We start from the raw sequence: 17,722 nt of genomic DNA on the forward strand, positions 1-17,722 counted from the left end.
GGCATAAATATTATTATTTAAGAGAGTTCAAAAATTGCATTAGATCTTGATCTTTATTCCAGTCTTGATATGTTGCTGACTCTGTAATAAGAGGTGCCAGCTTGCTAATTGCCTCATTTTTAAGCCTATTGTCAGCTCTGACGTATATCATTGTTGTTGAAATATCTTCATGACCTAAAAAATCTCTAATATAGACTATATTAATGCCAGCCTCCAACATGTGCATAGCTTTTGAATGTCTAAACATATGACAATGAACATGCTTAGGAAAAGAAGCATCTTGTCTACTAATAATACCAGCATATTTTTTAACAATATACGATATTCCATCTCGATTTATAGAATGGTTAAATCTGTTTGTAATCAAAAAATCAGTTCCTATAGCGTATTGGCGGTATCTTTTGATGTAATTGCGTATAATAGATGCAGTTTCATCAGATATTACTACTGTTCGAATTTTATTTCCTTTTCCATGCAGTGTAACTGTAGAAATTGGCTCCAAAGATATATCTGCAATTTTAATATTGCAAAGTTCCTGTACCCTGCAGCCACTGTCATACATCAGTGCTAAGATCATTCTATGTCTTAAACCTACGGCTGTATTAACATCTGGACTGTTTATAAGTTTAGCCATTTGCTCAGTGTTTAGGTAGGATATATCTTTCTGTGCAGATTTTTTAGATTTAATTCCTGCGATATTTTGTAAAGGCTCAATGTATTCAATTTTTTCAAGCTGTGCGAAATCACTAAATGCTTTTATAGCGGCAAGACGTTGATTGGCTGCAGATATGCTTGCTCCGGTACCTCTGTACCACTCTAAAAAATTTATTACGAGATCACGATTAAAATCCTTCATATAAAAAGAGTTGACCGACATATTTTTTTCTTCCTTGATGAATTTTAAAAACAGTTTTAGAGTGTCTCTATAGCTTAGGATTGTATTTTTAGAATAACATCTATGGCATGGTAGATACTCTGTTAAAAATTTTGTAACAATCTTTGCAAAATCAGTAGAATTCGCCATCATCTGCATCTACCTCCCTAATTAAATCTGGAAATGATTGTTTCATTCTGTCTTTGATATAAGGAAACCTTTCTGATGTTAACTTAACGTAGTACGCAGTTTCATGAAAAGTTTCATGCCCAAGCATTGTGCGCAAATACGGCAGGTAGGCCATTAGATCTTTTCCTTCATTAACCCATTTTCTCAAAATATTTACGCAATATGTATGACGAAAATCATGAACACGAGGGCCTTCGCCTGTATGGGGTATACCTGCCTTCTCTAAGTACCGCCGAAAATTATGGTATACATTAACCAAAGACATTGCGACTCCTGGTCGTATCATAAAAAAATACTCTTCGTCGTTTGAGTTGGTATGGATCTTTGCTTTTAAATCTCTGCATTTCTCTAAAAGCTTTGGATGGATTGGCACTAATCTTTCTTTTTTATTTTTTGCATTTAAAATAGTTAAGACTCCGTCCTGTAAATTTATATTTTTTATTTTTATTAGCCGTAACTCTGAGACACGCAAACCACTTGTATATAGAACTCTAAAAAAATAGGCATTACATCTTTACGGAAAGGGCATATGTCTTGTACAGAGTTACTTTGATCAACGTAGAAAAAGAATTTCTTAATTTCTTCATCTGAATAAATATGTGGCTCATATTTTTTCACTTTGCTCATTTTAACTTTTGGAGAAATATATGCCTTTATACCAATATCATTTAGATACTTACAAAATACGCGCAGACAACTAATTCTTTTTAATTGGTTTGAAACTTTTTCATAATCTCTTTTCTTAGACCAAAGGTCACTTAACTCCTTTGTTATAACTTTGTCAGATAGATTATTTTCAATAAAAAAAGCATCAAGTTGTAAAAATGCTTCTTCATTATGGTTATATAAATAGCCAGAAGCTCTCTTTAATTCAACAAGATCTGCAAACTCTTGTTTAAAAACGCTTTTATAGGATTTTTTATTCATTTCTAAAATCCTCCGGCTCTAGAGTACATTCAGCAAGTTTTTTTATATCTGTTTTAAGATATATAGCTGTAACATCTGGATCGGTGTGCCCAAGTATTTGTGTTATTACTGGCAAAGGTGTTTCAATCTCTAGCAGCAGAGAGCCAACGGAGTGCCGTAGAGAATGAAATCCAGATCTTTTTTTGGAGCGACTATCAATTTTAGCCTTGCGCATATATTTAGTGACTATGTTTTGTAAATGACTATCATCGCTAAAAGGATCAAATGGTGGCATATGTTTTATAAAAACTACATCTGATTTATATGCTTTTGGCCTCGCATTTTTTATATAATCTATCACCGCCCATCCAATATAATCTGGGATTGGTAAGGATAGAGGCTTTTTTGTTTTATGTTGTATAATTGAGAGCTTTTTTTCTTCCCAATTAAAATTATTAAAGCGCAGTCTTTTTATATCACCAACTCTTAACCCCAGAGTACAGGCAATTAAGATCATTGCATAATCTCTCTTACCTATAGGATTATTTCTATCTATGGCGGATAGCATCTTTTTAAGATCGTCTAAATCCCAGGAAGATGGAATATTTGCAGTCTTTGAAATATTTGGCACGTGTATCTTGTCAATGAAGTTTTCAACAATCATTCCAGATGAATGAAGAAAGCGTAAAAAGTGCCTTATACCACAGACTTGTTGCTCAACTGTTTTAAATTGAAAACCCGCAAATGTTTTAATGAAGTCGTGGCATGTTTTTGTCGTAATATCTTGTATACCGGCAACTTTCCGTTGGGTAATGAAATCTAAAAAAACTTGCGATGTTTTTTTATAATGATTTATAGTCGATACAGACAGATCTGTATTTGACAAGAAAGAAGAGTATTTAGAAAATATATCTGACATGCTGTCATTTAATTTAATTGGATTTTTTGAGGCATAATATCTTCTAGTAAGAACCCTATGAAGTCTGTAATCCTCTAACATATGGACAACACGTAGAAGTTGAACTCTTTGCTGAGAAAGTACTTTATTTTCATATTTCTGAATAAAACTGTATTTGACCTCAAGATATTTTAGCCCTCTCTCCATATTGTATTCGGTGCTACCATATTCTTGTTTTAGAAAGTCATTTATTTTTCTCCACTCTTTTTTATAGAATTCAATAGTTCCTGATGAATAGTGATTTTCTGTAAGAAGTTGGTTTAAGCCTTCTGTAATCATTTCTAGTTTCATAGTGATAACTCCTATGTAGTGAAATGATTTCAGATTAGCAAATGGTCAATAATATAAAATTATGTAGAGTTGAAAAAATTAAAATTTATATAATTCAATTTGATAAATATGCTAACTTGGCATAATATCTATATCTACATAAGGGGCTTTATGCCGAGCTCGGCATAAAGCCCCCTGAGGGGTGCCCTTTGTGGTCTTATGACCAACTTTGCCGTTTTCACTGATTGGGGCTCTCATGAACCTATGTATCAGCGATATGACTCTTCCGTCCTTGATATTATTGCTTAAGACTTGGAGAAGCTTGCTGTGGTTCACAGTATCAAAGAATTTGCTTAGATCCAAATCGATTACCCATTCTAGACCTTGGTTTACATACTCGCTTGCTTTCGCAATCGCGTCTTTGCAACCTCTGCCCGGGCGGAATCCGAAGCTATTGTCTGAGAATACCTTTTCATACTCCTCGCTTAGTACTTGCGCTATAGCCTGCTGTACAAAGCGATCTCGTACTGTTGGTATTCCCAAGGGTCGCTTCTCTCCATTATCTTTTGGAATGTAGACTCTCAGAATTGGTTGTGGTCTGTATTTGCCGTTCCTAATCGCCTCAGTGATTTCACCTGGGTGTGATTGTAAATACTCACAGAGTTCATCTGTGCGCATTCTATCGACGCCCGCACTGCCTTTGTTTCTCAGCACACTGTGCAGAGCTCTTTTAAGGTTAGTGTAGTCGAGCACTCTCTCTAAGGTTATAGGTTCAATTTGCGATATATTACTCATAGGTCTATATTATCCGGCAGAACTCTTCCTACCCTCCGCAACTTGATTTACGTCCAAGCCTTGGCCAGTAGCTACAGTCAATTGCCTGCTTTTGCAGAAGACTGCTTTTTCAGAGCCATTTTTTTTTAACCGGCTAATTCCTCCGATTTTCATATCTGTTAGGTTCTGTCCTTCCCTTGTGCTCTCAAGGTACTATGACGTCTGCTGACTTCCGTATATTCGTTGTTACTACGGTTTCCCGCTATACGGATCTCCCCCGGTAAGTACGGTTTCTTTCTCTCCATATAACGCTCAGTCTTTACATATACCGCTACGACTAGATTTCGGACTTCGTCATATTTAGCAGACTTATCCGCGGTACATGCCTATAAACTGTTTCTGTTCGTAGGTCCGGAGATTTGCCTTCAGCTTCCTTCAGCCATAGTGTTACCACTATAACCTTGCTTTTAGCTATACACTTCCCTCTAGTGGGGCGTGTTGGGGACTTTCACCCGTTAGAAACGCGCACATGCAGGGCGCACTAAAAACAAAGATGGACTTTGCCATCTTTGTTTATGTGTGATTTAAATATTAAATACCGGGACTTCTATCTGCTTTTGACCAAGGTATGTTGCAATCTGATTGGTCAGATACTGATGATCTCTTAAATGAGGCAGTCCTGATACCAAGGCTATGCCTCTGAACAGGCCGTTTACAACAATAGGGAAGCCACCGCCTACTAAAGCATAGTGATCCTCATCATCATGCCATGGCTCATCTTCAATCATTTTAAGATGACGCAGTACAGCTACATGCAGTGAGGCCATCTGAGTTCTTTTAACAGTATTGGTCTTGCGCATCAGCCATCTGTTGTTGACCTCGTTGGTGCCCTGCTTGAAGCAGGCAAAAACCTCAAGATCATCAAAAATAATTTTGGTAGCTATAGGTCTATCCAGATCTTTTGAGTTTTCAATGATTAAACTGCCAAGTTCAATAGCAGCAGTATGATCAAAGGTCTTGAATTTATAAAGTTGTTCCTGCTCTACAATAGCATCAAGTGTTTCCTGTCTGTACATACAATCTCCTAAAGCAATGTCCTGCTATATAATACAATGATTTGCCAAAAAAAGAATAATGCTTTGCTCTCTTACAAAGGCAGGTCACAAAATTACAGCAGTGAAACTACTTGGCCTTTATAGTTACTTATAAAGATAGCAGCTTCCCTTGCTTTTACTCTGTAACATATCAATTTAGAAGATATAGCGCTGTTCTCTTCTCCTTTATTGTTTTTTTTCCTCTCAATGAAGAAGTTACTGTCAACAATTCTTATGCTCTCACACTTGTCACATAGACTCAGCACTATACTTTCGTCTATATCCTCTTCTTTAAAAACAACCACACTGTCTGTTCTTTCTATAATCTCTCGACATTGTAGTAAAGATGAGTTTGAATTTAACATGTATAACATTAAAATGTTACCACCTTTTCTGACTGCTCAATACATTTACGAAACTCAGTTTTATCTATCATCTTTATAAACATATATTCATCTTTTAATGAACCATTTCCTAAAGCGTATGTAGGTACATTAAATAACTCTAGTTGTCTTATTTTTTTTACTCTATCTAAACTGCTATTCTTAATTGTATCTAGAATCTCTGGCATAATCATAAACATGCATTCAATGTCCATATCAGCCATTGTCAAAGTCAATTCTAGAGCGTGCTCAAAGTCGTTTGTTTCTATACTACTGTTTAAGATAATTAAAATCATTTAAAAACTTATAACCTTTTCTGCCTGTGCTATACAAATAGCTAGTTCTGTATATCCAGATATCTCTACTCCAACCAATTGCTCTTTTTCTATGTTCTGCTCTTCAGTAGCTCTGCCGCATACCAAGAGTCTTACATCATAGATATCAGCTTTATTTTTATATTGTTTCAACAGGTCTGCATTTATATTCTTAAACAATGAAGCAGAGTTACCTGTAAAAAATATAACATCAAGTTCGAATTGATAAGATTCCATCAACTCAAGAATAGTTTGATGTATATTTTCTTTATCCGCATCCTGTTTAACTATTATCATATACTTCATCGTTGATAGACTCTTCTATAAGCTTTCAGATATTTTTGCGCTAGCAGCGTTTAACTTTCTAATTAAACTATCACGTTGTACTCCTTTTATTTCTATGGAGTTGCCATATATGCCGATAGCTCCAATTGGATAGTGCATAGAATCATATACTCCTACGGCTATATCCATAATATTTTCACAAAAGGTCCCATCACAGACAGCAACATTTTTATCCCTAATCTGCTCTATTTTCTTTTCAAGAACACTCCAAGAAACAATAGTATCATCTGTGACTTTTGAGAGCTCACTTCCCTTTATTGTCTGCAGTTCTGAATCAGACATATGTGCCAAAATACACTGTCCAATTGCTAGGCTATGTGCTGGTACTATCAATCCTGCACTAATATTATTTACAACACTTTTTATCTCTCTACAAGCAGTAGTATAAATGATAATTATTTCTTGCTCACGATCAGAAGATAAGAAAGGAATGGCTAGATAAAAACTTTGTTTAAAATACTCACTTAGTGGTGATAGCGCTTTTTGAGCAGCTACGCAAAGAGGGAGACGCGACTGAACCTCTGCACCCACAAAATAAAACTTAAGACCTAGCCCATACGCTTTAGTTTGAGAATTCTGAAAGATAAAGCCCCTATCTTTTAAGGTATTGAGAATTCTGAATGTCCCGCTTTTAACAAGATTAAGTCTTCTACTTATCTCTGTTACGCCCATTTCACGCTTTTCATTGGTAAGAAGCTCAATGATGTCCATGGCTTTATGTAGCAGATTTATATTTGAAGAGTCTTTCATGCTTTGTGCATATCCCTCTTTTTTGTTTTTTTTATTTTATTACAAAAACAACATTTTCAACAAAAATACTTCATGTTCCACAGAATAGAACAAAATCAGACAAATACTAAAAATAGGCCAAAAATTATTTGTGACACATAACTCATTTTTTGTTTTTTCAATTTGTAAACCTTTCTTTCAAGACTAATATTAATATTGTTCCACTGAGTAGAACAATATTAGGAGTTTTGAATTATGAATAGTTTTTTTAAGCGCACCTTAGTTGGTGCAGGACTCATGGCTAGTGCAACAATGTTTTCTTGTGCTTTTGCCCTGCAGGCTCCAACATTTACCCAGAACAAAGCACCGGCTCAAGCTACAAATGCCGAATTTACTATGAATATTGGTCACGTAGCAGGTGCTGAACATCCTGTAAATATTTCACTCAAACAGTTTAAAACCAATGTTGAACAAAGAACTGGTGGCAAGCTTGCAATTAACATATATGACAGCGGATCTTTAGGCGGAGAGCTCGAAATGCTCGAGCAAATGAATATAGGCACTCTAGAGTCATCTGTAATCATGTCAGGATCTTTTTGGGAACGTTATGATACTGCCGCAAATGTTTCTTTAATTCCATTCCTATTTGATACTTTAGAAGGAGCAAGAAAGGCCTGGAATGGAGAGTTTGGTGCAAAATTTGCTAAAGATATTATCGAACCAAACGGAGCCTACGTTTTATCCTATTGGGAGTCTGGATATAGACACCTTTCCTGCAACGAAAAACCTATAAATGTGCCTGCAGATATGAAAGGAATTAAATTTAGAACATCAGAAAATGACATGAAGGTACAGATGTTCAAGGCTCTTGACTCAAATGTTGTGATGCTCCCATTCTCTGAATTATTTACAGCATTACAGCAAGGAACTGTTTCTGGTCAAGAGAACCCTGCTGCTAACATTCTTGCCTCATCATTATTTGAGGTTCAAAAGTATATGTCATTAACTGGACATATGTATGATAACTGCGTCTTTGGTGTAAACAAACAATGGTTTGACAAACTTCCTGAAGATTTTAAAGTAATCGTAAAAGAAGAAGCCGCTAAAGCCCGCCTACTTGATCTTGAATTATCTGATGAAGCTAAGTTCATTGCTAAGCTGAAAGAGAAAGGCATGATCATTAATGAAGTAGATAAGGAAGCCTTTAGAAAGCAGATCAAGCCTATCTGGGACAAATTCACAAAAGAACACGGTCCAGAGTGGATTGAGCTTGCCATTAAATCTCAGAAATAAATTTAAGGGGTAAGCGCTATGAAATTGATTGATATTGTAAAAAAACTTGTAACCTGGGCCTGCAGTTTTGCTTTGGCACTTATGGCTACTATAGTTTTTATTCAAGTTATAAATCGCAATATTTTTGGTGGTTCATTTAAGTGGGTTGAAGAGATGGCATCCATGTGTATGGTTTGGATTACATTTTTTGGTGCAGCCCTTGCTACAACCTTAAATGCTCATACTCGCATCGAGTTATTCGTGTCACTTCTACCAAAGCGCTTATCCAGAACAATTTTTGCTTTAGGAGATTTAGTATGCGCCGCCTTTTCAACAGCTTTATGTTGCTACAGCTATCCTCTTATTATGGCAAATCTGCATACTATGTCTCCTGCAATGAAGCTTCCTCTTGCTATTAACTATATAGTTTTCTTTATCGCAGCTCTTTTAATTACTTTCTTTATGATATTAAGAGCGGTAGAAGATTTTAAAGACAAAGAGCAGAAAAAGGAGAATTAAGATATGGATCCTATTGCACTTATTTTTATTGCTCTTGCTGTATGCCTAATTCTTGGTATACCTGTGGCCTTTTCAATAGGTATCAGTGTTCTCTCTTTTTTACTATATCAGGGATACCCTTCTCCTATTGTGATGGCTCAAAGAATGGTAGATGGTGCCCGTTCATATACTATGATGGCCCTTCCTATGTTTATTTTCGCAGGCGCCCTTATGGCATACGGCAGCACTCCAAGACTAATGAGACTTGCCAATATGTTAGTTAGCAAAGTTCCAGGCGGTCTCGGCGCTGCAACTCTTGTAACCTGTGGCTTCTTTGGAGCAGTGTCAGGATCCGGAGTTGCATCCACAGCTGCAATAGGCGGAATTGTAGGCAAAGAAATGCTAAAACAAGGCTATGGGCTTGGAATCACTGCAGGCATTTTAGCCGGTGGCGGTGTAATGGCTACTCTCATTCCCCCATCTCTTGTAATGGTCATATATGCAGCAAGCACAGGCGTATCCGTAGGAGATATGTTTGTTGCAGGTATTGGTCCTGGCGTATTTATCATTCTGCTTCTTATATTAATGAACTGTATAATTGCCAAAAGACGCAATATTGGCAGTGGTGAAATTATCACTTATACAGCTGGTGATAGAATAAAAATAATAGCAGATGCACTTCTCCCTCTTTTTTTACCAGTGCTTATTATTGGTGGCGTGATATCTGGAGTTCTTACACCGACAGAGTCATCAGTAATAGCTACTGTTTATGCTCTATTCCTCGCTGTTTTTGTTTATAAAGAGTTAACCTTTGCTAAATTTATAAAAGCAACATCTGAGTCAGTAATTACATCTGCAATTATCCTCTTTATTATCTCATCAGCCACTCCTTTTGGCTGGTTGATGGCGACTCAGAATGTCCCACAGATATTTACTCAATCAATAATAAATATAACGACAAATCCATACATGATAATGGCAATTTTCTTCTGCCTGCTATGGGTTCTCGGCTGTTTCATGGAGACTATATGCATAATTATTCTAATTACGCCAATACTGTTCCCTATAGTAACCTCTATGGGAGTTGATCCTATTCATTTTGGTGTAGGAATGATGGCTAACCTTGCTGTAGGCGGCATTACACCTCCTCTATCAGTCGGACTATTTACAGCTTGTCGTATTTTAAACTGCAAAATTGAGCAAACATTCCCAGATGTTCTCTATATTGTTGCTGTAATTACTGTAGGTGCCATAATCACATTCATGGTCCCAGAGTTCTCTCTTTTCCTTGTAGATTTGCTAAAGTAGGTTTAAATTATGAGTATTGAACAACTATCACAAGAAATAATTTCAGTTTGTAGGCTCTTAAGACAAAACAAGCTTGTTAATGCCACACATGGAAATATCTCCGCAAGATATGGCGATATTATGCTTATAACTCCAACTGGTAGTGACTTTTATACAATTGAACAGGAAGACCTTGTTCAAATGAATATCATATCAGGAGAAATTATTTCAAAAGGACACCCTTCAAAAGAATACGATTTACACCTTCTGGCATACAGAAAACGCCCCGATATAAATGCTGTTATTCATGCTCATAGTCCAAACTCTGTGGCAGTAAGCTGTCACAAAGAAGTTACTAATTTGGATAGTATTGTCCCAGCATACACTCTTTCTTTTGCTATTTATACAAAACACCTGCCAATGGTGGGTTACTTTAAAGCAGGCTCTATGGAGCTAGCAGAAAAAGCGACTGACAAATTAATAGGCAATAATGCTGTAGTTCTGCAGCATCACGGCATAATAGTTGTATCTGACTCTGTTATGAAAGGTCTTTATAGACTTGAGGAAATTGAAGAGAACAGCGAAATTGCACTAAAAATAGGTTTTGACAGCAAGTCCATGGATCCTGACTCTTTATAGTTTAAATAAAGTTAAGAGAGTTTATTGTGAATAAAACTATATACAAAGATCTGCTTCTTGGAATAGATATTGGAACTACAGGAACCAAGTGTACTTTTTACAACTTCAAGGGGCAGAAGGTATCCTCAGGATATCAAGAATACAGAATGATTCATCCACAAGATGGGTGGACAGAACAAGATCCTAGCAGGTGGTGGAGAGCTGTAAAGGAAAATATTCAGCTTTGCATCGATGTAGATAATATTGATACTGGTCGTGTTGCATGCATAGCTGTAAGCTCTACAAATGCAGTGATGCTAATGGGAAAATCTAAAATTATCTATAATGGAGTAGGTCTTCATGATCAAAGAGCTACTCAACAAGAGCAATGGCTAAAACAAAATGTTGGTGATGATTATATATTTAATATAACCGGAAATAACATTGTAAAAGGCTCTTTTGCCTTGCCGACTCTTAGATGGTTTATAGATAATAGACCAGATTTAATAGAGGAAACAGAAAAGTTCTTAATACCAAATGGCTTTATTATAAAGAAACTGACAGATGAGTATTCTGTAGACAAACCTCGTAGTGGTCTAACATTAATGAACGACTTGAAAAAAGGATGTTGGTCAGATGAAATTATAAATAAAGCACAGATCCCTTCATCTATTCTTCCCCCTATTTTTAAATCTACAGATATTGTGGGCGAGGTTACAAAAAAAGCAGCAAAATCAACGGGACTTAAAGAAGGAACTCCTGTTTGTGCTGGAGCTATCGATACTATATCAGCTACTTTGGCCACCGGAGCAATTAATCCTCAGGATATTGCTATTACCATTGGCAGTAGTGGTCGAGTATGTCAAATTGACAATGAGCCATTTTTTAAACCTCATGTTCTTTCTACACCTTATGCCTTTGATAATATTTTTGCATCGGTTCAAACAACAGATAATGCAGGAATTTCATTAAAATGGTTTAGAGACACATTTGGTAAAGTAGTTTTTCAAGATGCTCTTAATGCAGGTATCAGCATATATGAGCAAATGAACAGACTCTGTTCTAAATCACAGCCAAACTCGTCTCTTATTTTTTTACCTTATTTATCAGGCGAAAAAAGCCCTATATGGGATCCAAGTGCTAGAGGAGTTTTCTTTGGCGTCGGCTTAAACTCAAACTACAGTGATTTTATAAGAGCGATTATGGAAGGCGTTGCTTTTTCTATAAAGCACTGCATTCACAATCTTTTACAAGGAAAGGCTAATTCATCATCTGCTCCTATTCCTATAGGAGGTGGCATAGCCAACAGTGATATTTGGTGTCAGATTTTTGCGGATATACTACAAAGACCAATAATTCAACTGTGCTATGAGGAAACCGAAACTCTCGGAGATATCATTATTGCAGCACAAGCAGTTGGTATAAATGATATAACGCCAGATTTTGGAAAAAAACTTACAGCAAAGGGGAAAATTAAGGCACCATCAAAAGATCTGAGTGACTTATATAACGAAAAGTTTGAAAAATATCTTAAGCTATATAATTCTGTAAAAGAGCTATATTAAAATTATATTTAACAGCTGCTATTTATAACATAGCAGCTGTAAGTGATCTATTTACGTAAATCAACAACCACTTCAATCTCGCACAGTGCTCCTTTTGGAAGTTCGGCTACTGCCACGCATGATCTGGCAGGATATGGTGCTTTTAAATAGGAGGCGTAGATTTCATTAAAAACTGCAAAATCAGACATATTCTTTAAAAAACATGTGGTCTTTACAATCTTTGAGACATCAGCACCTGCTGCCTCAACTAAAGCCACTACATTCTGCATGGCCTGATGAGTCTGTTCACTGATATCGCCTTTAAGCTCTCCTGTCTTTGGATTTATAGCAACCTGACCTGAGGCAAAAAGTAAATTTCCAACAATACGTCCCTGTGAATATGGGCCAATAGCCTGTGGGGCTTTGTCTGTTGATAAGACCTGTGACATAAATATCTCCTTTAAAACAATAAAATTTATTGTAGCAAAATTATAGGGCTCATACAGATCTGGCCATAACAGTGCACAAGGCGCCCTTTTAAGAGCTCTTTTGATGCTAATAACAAGGCTCTTTACAGTAAAAAGGGCCTTTAGCACTTAAGACTTAGACAAAGCCTATACGCATAAGCCTTTGAGTGCATTTTATTTTTTTATCCCTTAAAGATTTAACACACCCCACATACCCTGATTTATAAAGACCGTGTACCAGCACTTTGTATGGCACCTGAAGAAAGAGCAGCCTCAGGCTGCTCTTTATATGTCAATGGAGTTTATATTACTTTAATAGATTTGGCAGAAGCATTGAGATCTGCGGGATGAAGGTTATCATCATCAGTGTGGTAATCATTACCAGGATGAATGGCAAGATACCCTTTAATACAACCTCAAGCTTTGAGTTGGACACTCGCGCCGCCACAAACAGAGCCATACCCAGAGGCGGTGTGATAAAGCCAATGGCAAGGTTTGCAACCATGATAATGCCAAAGTGTACAGGATCGACACCAATTGATTTGGCTACAGGCAGAAGAATTGGAGATAAAATCAATATTGCAGGAGTCTGATCCATTACACAGCCAATAATAAGCAGCAGAATATTGATTAAAATCAGCAGCAGTATCTTGTTTTGTGTAATGTCCATCAGAGTCTCTGTAACAAGTACAGGGATCTGCTGAATGGTCAGTACCTTGGAGAAGGCAGTAGCACAGGCTAAAATTACCATTACAGTACCTGTAGTACAGCATGATGTGGCAATAGCCTCTACTAGCTTTTTAAAGTTGAGCTCTTTGTGGATAAATGAGCCACAGATAAAAGCATAGATAGCAGCTACAGCCGCAGCCTCGGTTGGAGTAAAGATACCTGCATAGATACCGCCTAAAATAATGACTGGGTTGATTAAGGCCCACTTGGCCTCCCAGATGGCGCCCCAGGCCTTTGACCACTCAAAAGGATCGGTCTGCACCTGGAATTTATTTATCCTGCAGTAAAAATATGAGTATGCAATCAAGGCTGCACCAATTAAAAAGCCTGGCAGAATACCGCCCATAAACAATGAGGTAACAGAGGCACCTGTGGAGACGCCATAGAGCACCATAGGAATTGACGGAGGAATAATTACGCCAATGGTACCTGCAGTGGCTACCAGTGCCAGGGCAAATGATCTTTTATAGCCAAGCTCAATCATGGTAGGAATAACCATTGAGCCTACAGCTGCCACAGTGGCAGGACCTGAGCCTGAGACAGCAGCAAAGAACATACATACAAGCACAGTTACAATAGCTACACCGCCTGTAATACGGCCAAAGAAGATATTGCAGACATTTAAAATACGGCGCGATACACCGCCAGCTCCCATCAGATCGCCTGCCAGAATGAACAGTGGCACAGCAAGAATAGGAAATGAGTCACAGGCAACAACCATTGCCTGAGGAATAGATGTCAATGTAAGACCTGCACCTGAGAGCAGTGCTGCCAGTGTGGACAAACCAATGGCTATACCTACAGGCACATTGAGAATTAAAAAAACTATAAGTGATATGAGTAAAACTATTGATGCCATATAACCACTTCCTACTGCTGCTCTTCATCCTGAGTCTCTTTACCTATGTTCTTTATATAGTAGGTAATAGACTGTACAAGACGGATAGAGGTTAATGAAAAGCCAACTAGTGGTGCTGAATAGACCAGCCACATTGGAATACGCATTGCAGGTGAAAGCTGACCTATCATCATCTGTTTTTTAACCAGCTGCCAATCAAGATAAATTACAGTCAGAGCAAAGGCTAAAAATAATAATTCACCTAAAATTACTACATATGGTCTCAAGGCTTTTGGAAAGCAGTATAGACCTGCATCAATCTTGATATGACGCATCATGCGGGCACCGTAGCTTATGCCCATAAAAACCAGCCACACAAAAATGTAACGTGAAAGTTCCTCTGACCAGCCAAGAGAAGCATGCATCACATAACGCATAAATACCTGTGTACCTAATATCAGCGCTAAAGCCGACATCAATACCACACAGATAGACATTTCAAGCTTGTCATCTAAAAATTTCAATATGCTCATGTCACTTTCCTATATGCGGCAGGTGCACCCTGCCGCCACATTAAAGTATGTATTAATATTTCTTGTTTAAAACAGCATCAAGATACTCTGGGTGATCCATCTTCTCTTTAACAAGATCGTACACACCGCCGTCTACTGCCATCTTTTTCCACTGATCTCTGTCAGCATCGCTAAGCTCGATAACCTCGCAGCCTGCCTGCTTGAACTTCTCTACAGCGGCAGCATCAAGCTCTTTAGATCTCTGAACCTGAGTCTCAACAAAGGCCTTAACTGCCTTATCAAGAGCCTTTTGCAGATCTGGGCCTAATGACTCATACTTCTCCTGATTCATAATGAGGATCTGTGGGCTATACTGATGGCCTGTCAGTGAAATGTAGTGCTGAACTTCATAAAGCTTGTTGGCATCAATAATAGCTACAGGGTTTTCCTGTGCATCAATAGTGCCCTGCTGCAGAGCTGGCAGCACCTCGGCAAATGCCATAGGTGTTGGGTTGGCACCCCATGCCTGCCACTGAGCCATCTGAATCTCTGACTCAATTACACGTACCTTGGCGCCTTTAACATCGGCAGGAACCTTAACTGCAACCTTGTTGTTAGTGTAGTTTCTAAAGCCGTTGCCAACCATAGCCAGATACTTAAGGCCCTTGCTCTCAACCTGTGAATTTACCTTGTTGGCAATCTCGCCGTTAAAACAGGCACGGGCATCCTCAGCTGAGCTGAATAAGAATGGAGCATCCCAGATAAAGAAGTCAGAAACCATTGAGGTTAATACTGATGGCTGAGTCAGTACCAGATCTATATCACCCATAATGGTTGACTCGGTGGCAACACGGTCATCACCTAACATGTTGTCAGGGAAATGTTTGATATCAAGAACGCCGCCTGACTCTTTGGCAGCTACATCAATCATAACCAGGGCAGCATCTTTGGCAGCCTGATTGGTAGCATTGGAAAATCTCAGTTCAATCTTGTCTGCAGCCTGAGCAGATACGCTAACTGCACTTAATACGGCCACAGCCATAACACTTTTAACAAATGATTTAAGTTTCATAACAAACTCCTAAAAAATGAACTTAATTTAAATTGTCTGCAACAGTTTTAACAATATCGTCGGCGCTTAGGTGATACAGCTCAAAGAGCTCTTTGGCGCTGCCTGAACGGCCAAAGCTGTCATCAACACCCATACGAATGACACGGCATGGGCTCTTTTCACAGCACACTTCACACACTGCAGCTCCAAGACCACCTGCTCTTTGATGATCCTCGCATGTCACTATAAGTCCGGTCATAGCTGCTCTGACAATGGCCTCTTCATCAATTGGCTTGATGCTGTACATGTCAATAACACCAACATTGATGTTTCTCTCAGCCTTTAGTTTCTCTGCTGCCTCTAAAGCTGCATGCACACGGCTGCCACAGGCTATGATATAGGCATCAGTGCCTTCCTTTAGAGTATGGCTGCCACCAAGCTTAAACTTGGTTGTATCGCTGTAAAGATCTGGCATCTTGTCACGGCCCACGCGCATATAGGCAGGACCGTCATGCTCTGCCATAAGATAGACAAGCTCTCTTGTTGCAACAGGATCGGCTGGCACTAAAACAACATTGCCAGGCATGGTGCGCATAACTGCAAGATCCTCAAGTGCCTGATGGGTGGCACCGTCAGCTCCGCACTCTATGCCGGCATGAGTTGCCACAACCTTGACATTAAGGTGTGGATAGCACACTGAATTTCTAAACTGCTCTGAGGCTCTTAAACTTGCAAATACAGCAAAGGTACTTACAAATGGAACAAGACCAGTAGTGGCTAGACCTGCAGCCACACCCATCATGTTCTGCTCGGCAATACCGCAGTCGATAAATCTGTCACCATGCGCCTTTCTAAAGGTATCTGTAAAGGTGGCCTTGGCCAGATCGGCATCAAGCACTACAATGTTTTTATTCTTCTCATATAAAGAAACAAGAGCCAGGCCGTAAGCTTCACGATTTGCTATCATATTAAACTCCCAATTCCTCTTTTGCCTGTAGAAGCTCCTGCTCACTTGGAGCCTTGCCATGCCATCCAACCTGATTTTCCATAAATGAAACACCCTTGCCCTTTATAGTGTTGGCAAGAATTACTGTAGGTCTGTTCTCGCACTCACGCGCTCTGGCAAAAGCCTGTAAAATCTGCTCATAGTCATGACCGTCAATCTCAATTGTGTTAAGGTCAAATGCTTCAAGCTTTGCCTTGATATTCTTTAAAGACATAACCTCATCATTGCTGCCGTCGATCTGCAGACCGTTGTGATCAACAATGACAGTAAGATTGGAAAGGCTGTTGTGGCTTGCAAACATTAAAGCCTCCCAGACCTCACCCTCATTCATCTCACCATCACCAAGTACGGTATAGACTCTGTAGTTAGAAGCTGTAAGTTTAGCTGCCATGGCCATACCGCAGGCTGCTGATATGCCCTGACCTAATGAACCTGTTGACATATCCACACCTGCTGTGTGCTTCATATCAGGATGGCCCTGCAGGAAACTGTCAACATGACGCAGTTTTAAAAGCTCATTTCTGTCAAAAAAGCCCTTTTTGGCTAAAGCTGCATATAAAATAGGACTGGCATGGCCTTTAGAGAGCACAAAACGATCTCTGTCTGCCTTTTTTGGATCTTTAGGATCAACCTGCATGACATCAAAATAGAGAACAGACATAATATCTGCCAGTGACAATGAACCGCCAGGATGGCCTGAGCCACCTTTGACAATAGCCTCAAGGGCCATATAGCGTAATTCATCAGCAATTTGCTTTAATTGAGAAGCGCTTTGCATATAAACCTCAGGTAAAATATTTAAATATGATAATAATTATTTGATTTAACTTTATTATATTTACACAAACGTTTGATTAATGTGTTTGAGTTCACATAAATCAAAGTATTTGTTAATTTTGCGTTAAAAACACGCATCTTACTGATATTACAAGAAATATTATGGGTTTTTAATTGCGCTCCATACTAAAAGTATTTGCGCAAAAACAGATAAGAATTTGAATATAAAGAATTTTTTTTGAAAATAGAAGGAAAAGACAGTTGAGGGATAAGAGCAAAGCCTATGT

At 38.4% G+C, this 17,722-nt stretch carries 21 protein-coding genes; 5 read left to right on the forward strand and 16 right to left on the reverse strand.

Translation table 11 applies throughout. The features are described 5' to 3' along the window. Window positions 1-13: 13 nt before the first annotated feature. The 10 genes from DRZ93_RS06400 to DRZ93_RS06440 all read right to left on the reverse strand — a co-directional run bounded on the left by DRZ93_RS06400 (window position 14) and on the right by DRZ93_RS06440 (window position 6,857). A complete protein-coding gene (locus tag DRZ93_RS06400) occupies window positions 14-1,033 on the reverse strand; it encodes a tyrosine-type recombinase/integrase (protein ID WP_245933760.1) in 1,020 nt (339 codons plus the stop codon). Then, window positions 1,008-1,535, reverse strand: coding sequence for a tyrosine-type recombinase/integrase (locus tag DRZ93_RS13685; protein ID WP_218564273.1), 528 nt, complete (start codon window positions 1,533-1,535; stop codon window positions 1,008-1,010). The genes DRZ93_RS06400 and DRZ93_RS13685 overlap by 26 nt, the downstream gene beginning before the upstream one ends. Further along, window positions 1,511-1,990 (reverse strand): hypothetical protein, encoded by a 480-nt coding sequence (locus tag DRZ93_RS13690; RefSeq protein ID WP_218564274.1) that lies wholly within the window; start codon window positions 1,988-1,990, stop codon window positions 1,511-1,513. Before DRZ93_RS13690 ends, DRZ93_RS13685 begins: the two co-directional genes overlap by 25 nt. After that, window positions 1,983-3,218 carry a site-specific integrase gene (locus DRZ93_RS06410; RefSeq protein WP_113745616.1) on the reverse strand — a complete coding sequence of 412 codons (1,236 nt, stop codon included), beginning with the start codon at window positions 3,216-3,218 and terminating at the stop codon, window positions 1,983-1,985. Before DRZ93_RS06410 ends, DRZ93_RS13690 begins: the two co-directional genes overlap by 8 nt. A 111-nt stretch (window positions 3,219-3,329) precedes the next feature. Beyond that, complete coding sequence (locus DRZ93_RS13695) at window positions 3,330-3,992, reverse strand: reverse transcriptase domain-containing protein (RefSeq protein WP_113746147.1); 663 nt, start codon at window positions 3,990-3,992, stop codon at window positions 3,330-3,332. Window positions 3,993-4,555: 563 nt separating this feature from the next. Continuing rightward, a complete protein-coding gene (locus tag DRZ93_RS06420; protein ID WP_113743130.1) occupies window positions 4,556-5,047 on the reverse strand; it encodes a heme-binding protein in 492 nt (163 codons plus the stop codon). 92 nt (window positions 5,048-5,139) lie between these two features. Further along, window positions 5,140-5,439, reverse strand: coding sequence for a hypothetical protein (locus tag DRZ93_RS06425; protein WP_113743131.1), 300 nt, complete (start codon window positions 5,437-5,439; stop codon window positions 5,140-5,142). After that, window positions 5,439-5,744 carry a hypothetical protein gene (locus tag DRZ93_RS06430; protein WP_113743132.1) on the reverse strand — a complete coding sequence of 102 codons (306 nt, stop codon included), beginning with the start codon at window positions 5,742-5,744 and terminating at the stop codon, window positions 5,439-5,441. The genes DRZ93_RS06425 and DRZ93_RS06430 overlap by 1 nt, the downstream gene beginning before the upstream one ends. Then, complete coding sequence (locus DRZ93_RS06435) at window positions 5,745-6,068, reverse strand: DsrE family protein (RefSeq protein ID WP_113743133.1); 324 nt, start codon at window positions 6,066-6,068, stop codon at window positions 5,745-5,747. It abuts the gene before it with no gap. Between the two features lie 15 nt (window positions 6,069-6,083). Next, complete coding sequence (locus DRZ93_RS06440) at window positions 6,084-6,857, reverse strand: IclR family transcriptional regulator (RefSeq protein ID WP_113746148.1); 774 nt, start codon at window positions 6,855-6,857, stop codon at window positions 6,084-6,086. Between the two features lie 234 nt (window positions 6,858-7,091). On the opposite strand from DRZ93_RS06440, the gene DRZ93_RS06445 reads away from it, so the two are divergent. Genes DRZ93_RS06445 through DRZ93_RS06465 form a run of 5 tightly spaced genes read left to right on the forward strand, consistent with a single transcriptional unit; the run spans window position 7,092 to window position 12,076 of the window. Beyond that, window positions 7,092-8,129, forward strand: coding sequence for a DctP family TRAP transporter solute-binding subunit (locus tag DRZ93_RS06445; protein ID WP_113743135.1), 1,038 nt, complete (start codon window positions 7,092-7,094; stop codon window positions 8,127-8,129). 18 nt (window positions 8,130-8,147) lie between these two features. Then, a complete protein-coding gene (locus DRZ93_RS06450) occupies window positions 8,148-8,627 on the forward strand; it encodes a TRAP transporter small permease (protein WP_113743136.1) in 480 nt (159 codons plus the stop codon). 3 nt (window positions 8,628-8,630) lie between these two features. Continuing rightward, window positions 8,631-9,914 (forward strand): TRAP transporter large permease, encoded by a 1,284-nt coding sequence (locus DRZ93_RS06455; RefSeq protein ID WP_113743137.1) that lies wholly within the window; start codon window positions 8,631-8,633, stop codon window positions 9,912-9,914. Between the two features lie 9 nt (window positions 9,915-9,923). Continuing rightward, window positions 9,924-10,532 (forward strand): class II aldolase/adducin family protein, encoded by a 609-nt coding sequence (locus DRZ93_RS06460; protein ID WP_113746149.1) that lies wholly within the window; start codon window positions 9,924-9,926, stop codon window positions 10,530-10,532. 26 nt (window positions 10,533-10,558) lie between these two features. Further along, on the forward strand, window positions 10,559-12,076 hold the full coding sequence (locus DRZ93_RS06465) for a xylulokinase (protein WP_113743139.1): 1,518 nt from the start codon (window positions 10,559-10,561) through the stop codon (window positions 12,074-12,076). A gap of 47 nt (window positions 12,077-12,123) precedes the next feature. On the opposite strand, the gene DRZ93_RS06470 is transcribed toward DRZ93_RS06465, so the two are convergent. From DRZ93_RS06470 to DRZ93_RS06495, 6 genes are all read right to left on the reverse strand, one after another. Beyond that, the gene (locus tag DRZ93_RS06470; protein ID WP_113745052.1) at window positions 12,124-12,504 is read right to left on the reverse strand and encodes a RidA family protein; all 381 of its coding nucleotides are present in this window, start codon (window positions 12,502-12,504) and stop codon (window positions 12,124-12,126) included. A gap of 325 nt (window positions 12,505-12,829) precedes the next feature. Next, window positions 12,830-14,110: a TRAP transporter large permease gene (locus tag DRZ93_RS06475; protein ID WP_113743140.1), complete on the reverse strand. Its 1,281-nt coding sequence runs from the start codon at window positions 14,108-14,110 to the stop codon at window positions 12,830-12,832. An 11-nt stretch (window positions 14,111-14,121) separates the two neighbouring features. Then, window positions 14,122-14,622, reverse strand: coding sequence for a TRAP transporter small permease (locus tag DRZ93_RS06480; RefSeq protein WP_113743141.1), 501 nt, complete (start codon window positions 14,620-14,622; stop codon window positions 14,122-14,124). Window positions 14,623-14,674: 52 nt separating this feature from the next. Beyond that, entirely contained in the window at window positions 14,675-15,673 is a 999-nt protein-coding gene (locus DRZ93_RS06485) for a DctP family TRAP transporter solute-binding subunit (protein ID WP_113746150.1), read from the reverse strand. Between the two features lie 22 nt (window positions 15,674-15,695). After that, entirely contained in the window at window positions 15,696-16,619 is a 924-nt protein-coding gene (locus tag DRZ93_RS06490; RefSeq protein ID WP_113746151.1) for a transketolase family protein, read from the reverse strand. Between the two features lies 1 nt (window position 16,620). Beyond that, window positions 16,621-17,436, reverse strand: a complete 816-nt coding sequence (locus tag DRZ93_RS06495; RefSeq protein WP_113743144.1) for a transketolase — start codon at window positions 17,434-17,436, stop codon at window positions 16,621-16,623. Window positions 17,437-17,722 lie beyond the last annotated feature (286 nt).

This window comes from Anaerobiospirillum thomasii, from assembly GCF_900445255.1.
GTDB classification, from domain to species: domain Bacteria; phylum Pseudomonadota; class Gammaproteobacteria; order Enterobacterales; family Succinivibrionaceae; genus Anaerobiospirillum_A; species Anaerobiospirillum_A thomasii.

What these genes read in the sequence shown, in the direction of transcription:
- DRZ93_RS06400 (WP_245933760.1), bottom strand. Translation starts at nt 1,033, where the DNA reads ATGCAGATGATGGCGAATTCTACTGATTTTGCAAAGATTGTTACAAAA.
- DRZ93_RS13690 (WP_218564274.1), bottom strand. Translation starts at nt 1,990, where the DNA reads ATGAATAAAAAATCCTATAAAAGCGTTTTTAAACAAGAGTTTGCAGAT.
- DRZ93_RS06410 (WP_113745616.1), bottom strand. Translation starts at nt 3,218, where the DNA reads ATGAAACTAGAAATGATTACAGAAGGCTTAAACCAACTTCTTACAGAA.
- DRZ93_RS13695 (WP_113746147.1), bottom strand. Translation starts at nt 3,992, where the DNA reads ATGAGTAATATATCGCAAATTGAACCTATAACCTTAGAGAGAGTGCTC.
- DRZ93_RS06420 (WP_113743130.1), bottom strand. Translation starts at nt 5,047, where the DNA reads ATGTACAGACAGGAAACACTTGATGCTATTGTAGAGCAGGAACAACTT.
- DRZ93_RS06425 (WP_113743131.1), bottom strand. Translation starts at nt 5,439, where the DNA reads ATGTTATACATGTTAAATTCAAACTCATCTTTACTACAATGTCGAGAG.
- DRZ93_RS06430 (WP_113743132.1), bottom strand. Translation starts at nt 5,744, where the DNA reads ATGATTTTAATTATCTTAAACAGTAGTATAGAAACAAACGACTTTGAG.
- DRZ93_RS06435 (WP_113743133.1), bottom strand. Translation starts at nt 6,068, where the DNA reads ATGAAGTATATGATAATAGTTAAACAGGATGCGGATAAAGAAAATATA.
- DRZ93_RS06440 (WP_113746148.1), bottom strand. Translation starts at nt 6,857, where the DNA reads ATGAAAGACTCTTCAAATATAAATCTGCTACATAAAGCCATGGACATC.
- DRZ93_RS06445 (WP_113743135.1), top strand. Translation starts at nt 7,092, where the DNA reads ATGAATAGTTTTTTTAAGCGCACCTTAGTTGGTGCAGGACTCATGGCT.
- DRZ93_RS06450 (WP_113743136.1), top strand. Translation starts at nt 8,148, where the DNA reads ATGAAATTGATTGATATTGTAAAAAAACTTGTAACCTGGGCCTGCAGT.
- DRZ93_RS06455 (WP_113743137.1), top strand. Translation starts at nt 8,631, where the DNA reads ATGGATCCTATTGCACTTATTTTTATTGCTCTTGCTGTATGCCTAATT.
- DRZ93_RS06460 (WP_113746149.1), top strand. Translation starts at nt 9,924, where the DNA reads ATGAGTATTGAACAACTATCACAAGAAATAATTTCAGTTTGTAGGCTC.
- DRZ93_RS06470 (WP_113745052.1), bottom strand. Translation starts at nt 12,504, where the DNA reads ATGTCACAGGTCTTATCAACAGACAAAGCCCCACAGGCTATTGGCCCA.
- DRZ93_RS06475 (WP_113743140.1), bottom strand. Translation starts at nt 14,110, where the DNA reads ATGGCATCAATAGTTTTACTCATATCACTTATAGTTTTTTTAATTCTC.
- DRZ93_RS06480 (WP_113743141.1), bottom strand. Translation starts at nt 14,622, where the DNA reads ATGAGCATATTGAAATTTTTAGATGACAAGCTTGAAATGTCTATCTGT.
- DRZ93_RS06485 (WP_113746150.1), bottom strand. Translation starts at nt 15,673, where the DNA reads ATGAAACTTAAATCATTTGTTAAAAGTGTTATGGCTGTGGCCGTATTA.
- DRZ93_RS06490 (WP_113746151.1), bottom strand. Translation starts at nt 16,619, where the DNA reads ATGATAGCAAATCGTGAAGCTTACGGCCTGGCTCTTGTTTCTTTATAT.
- DRZ93_RS06495 (WP_113743144.1), bottom strand. Translation starts at nt 17,436, where the DNA reads ATGCAAAGCGCTTCTCAATTAAAGCAAATTGCTGATGAATTACGCTAT.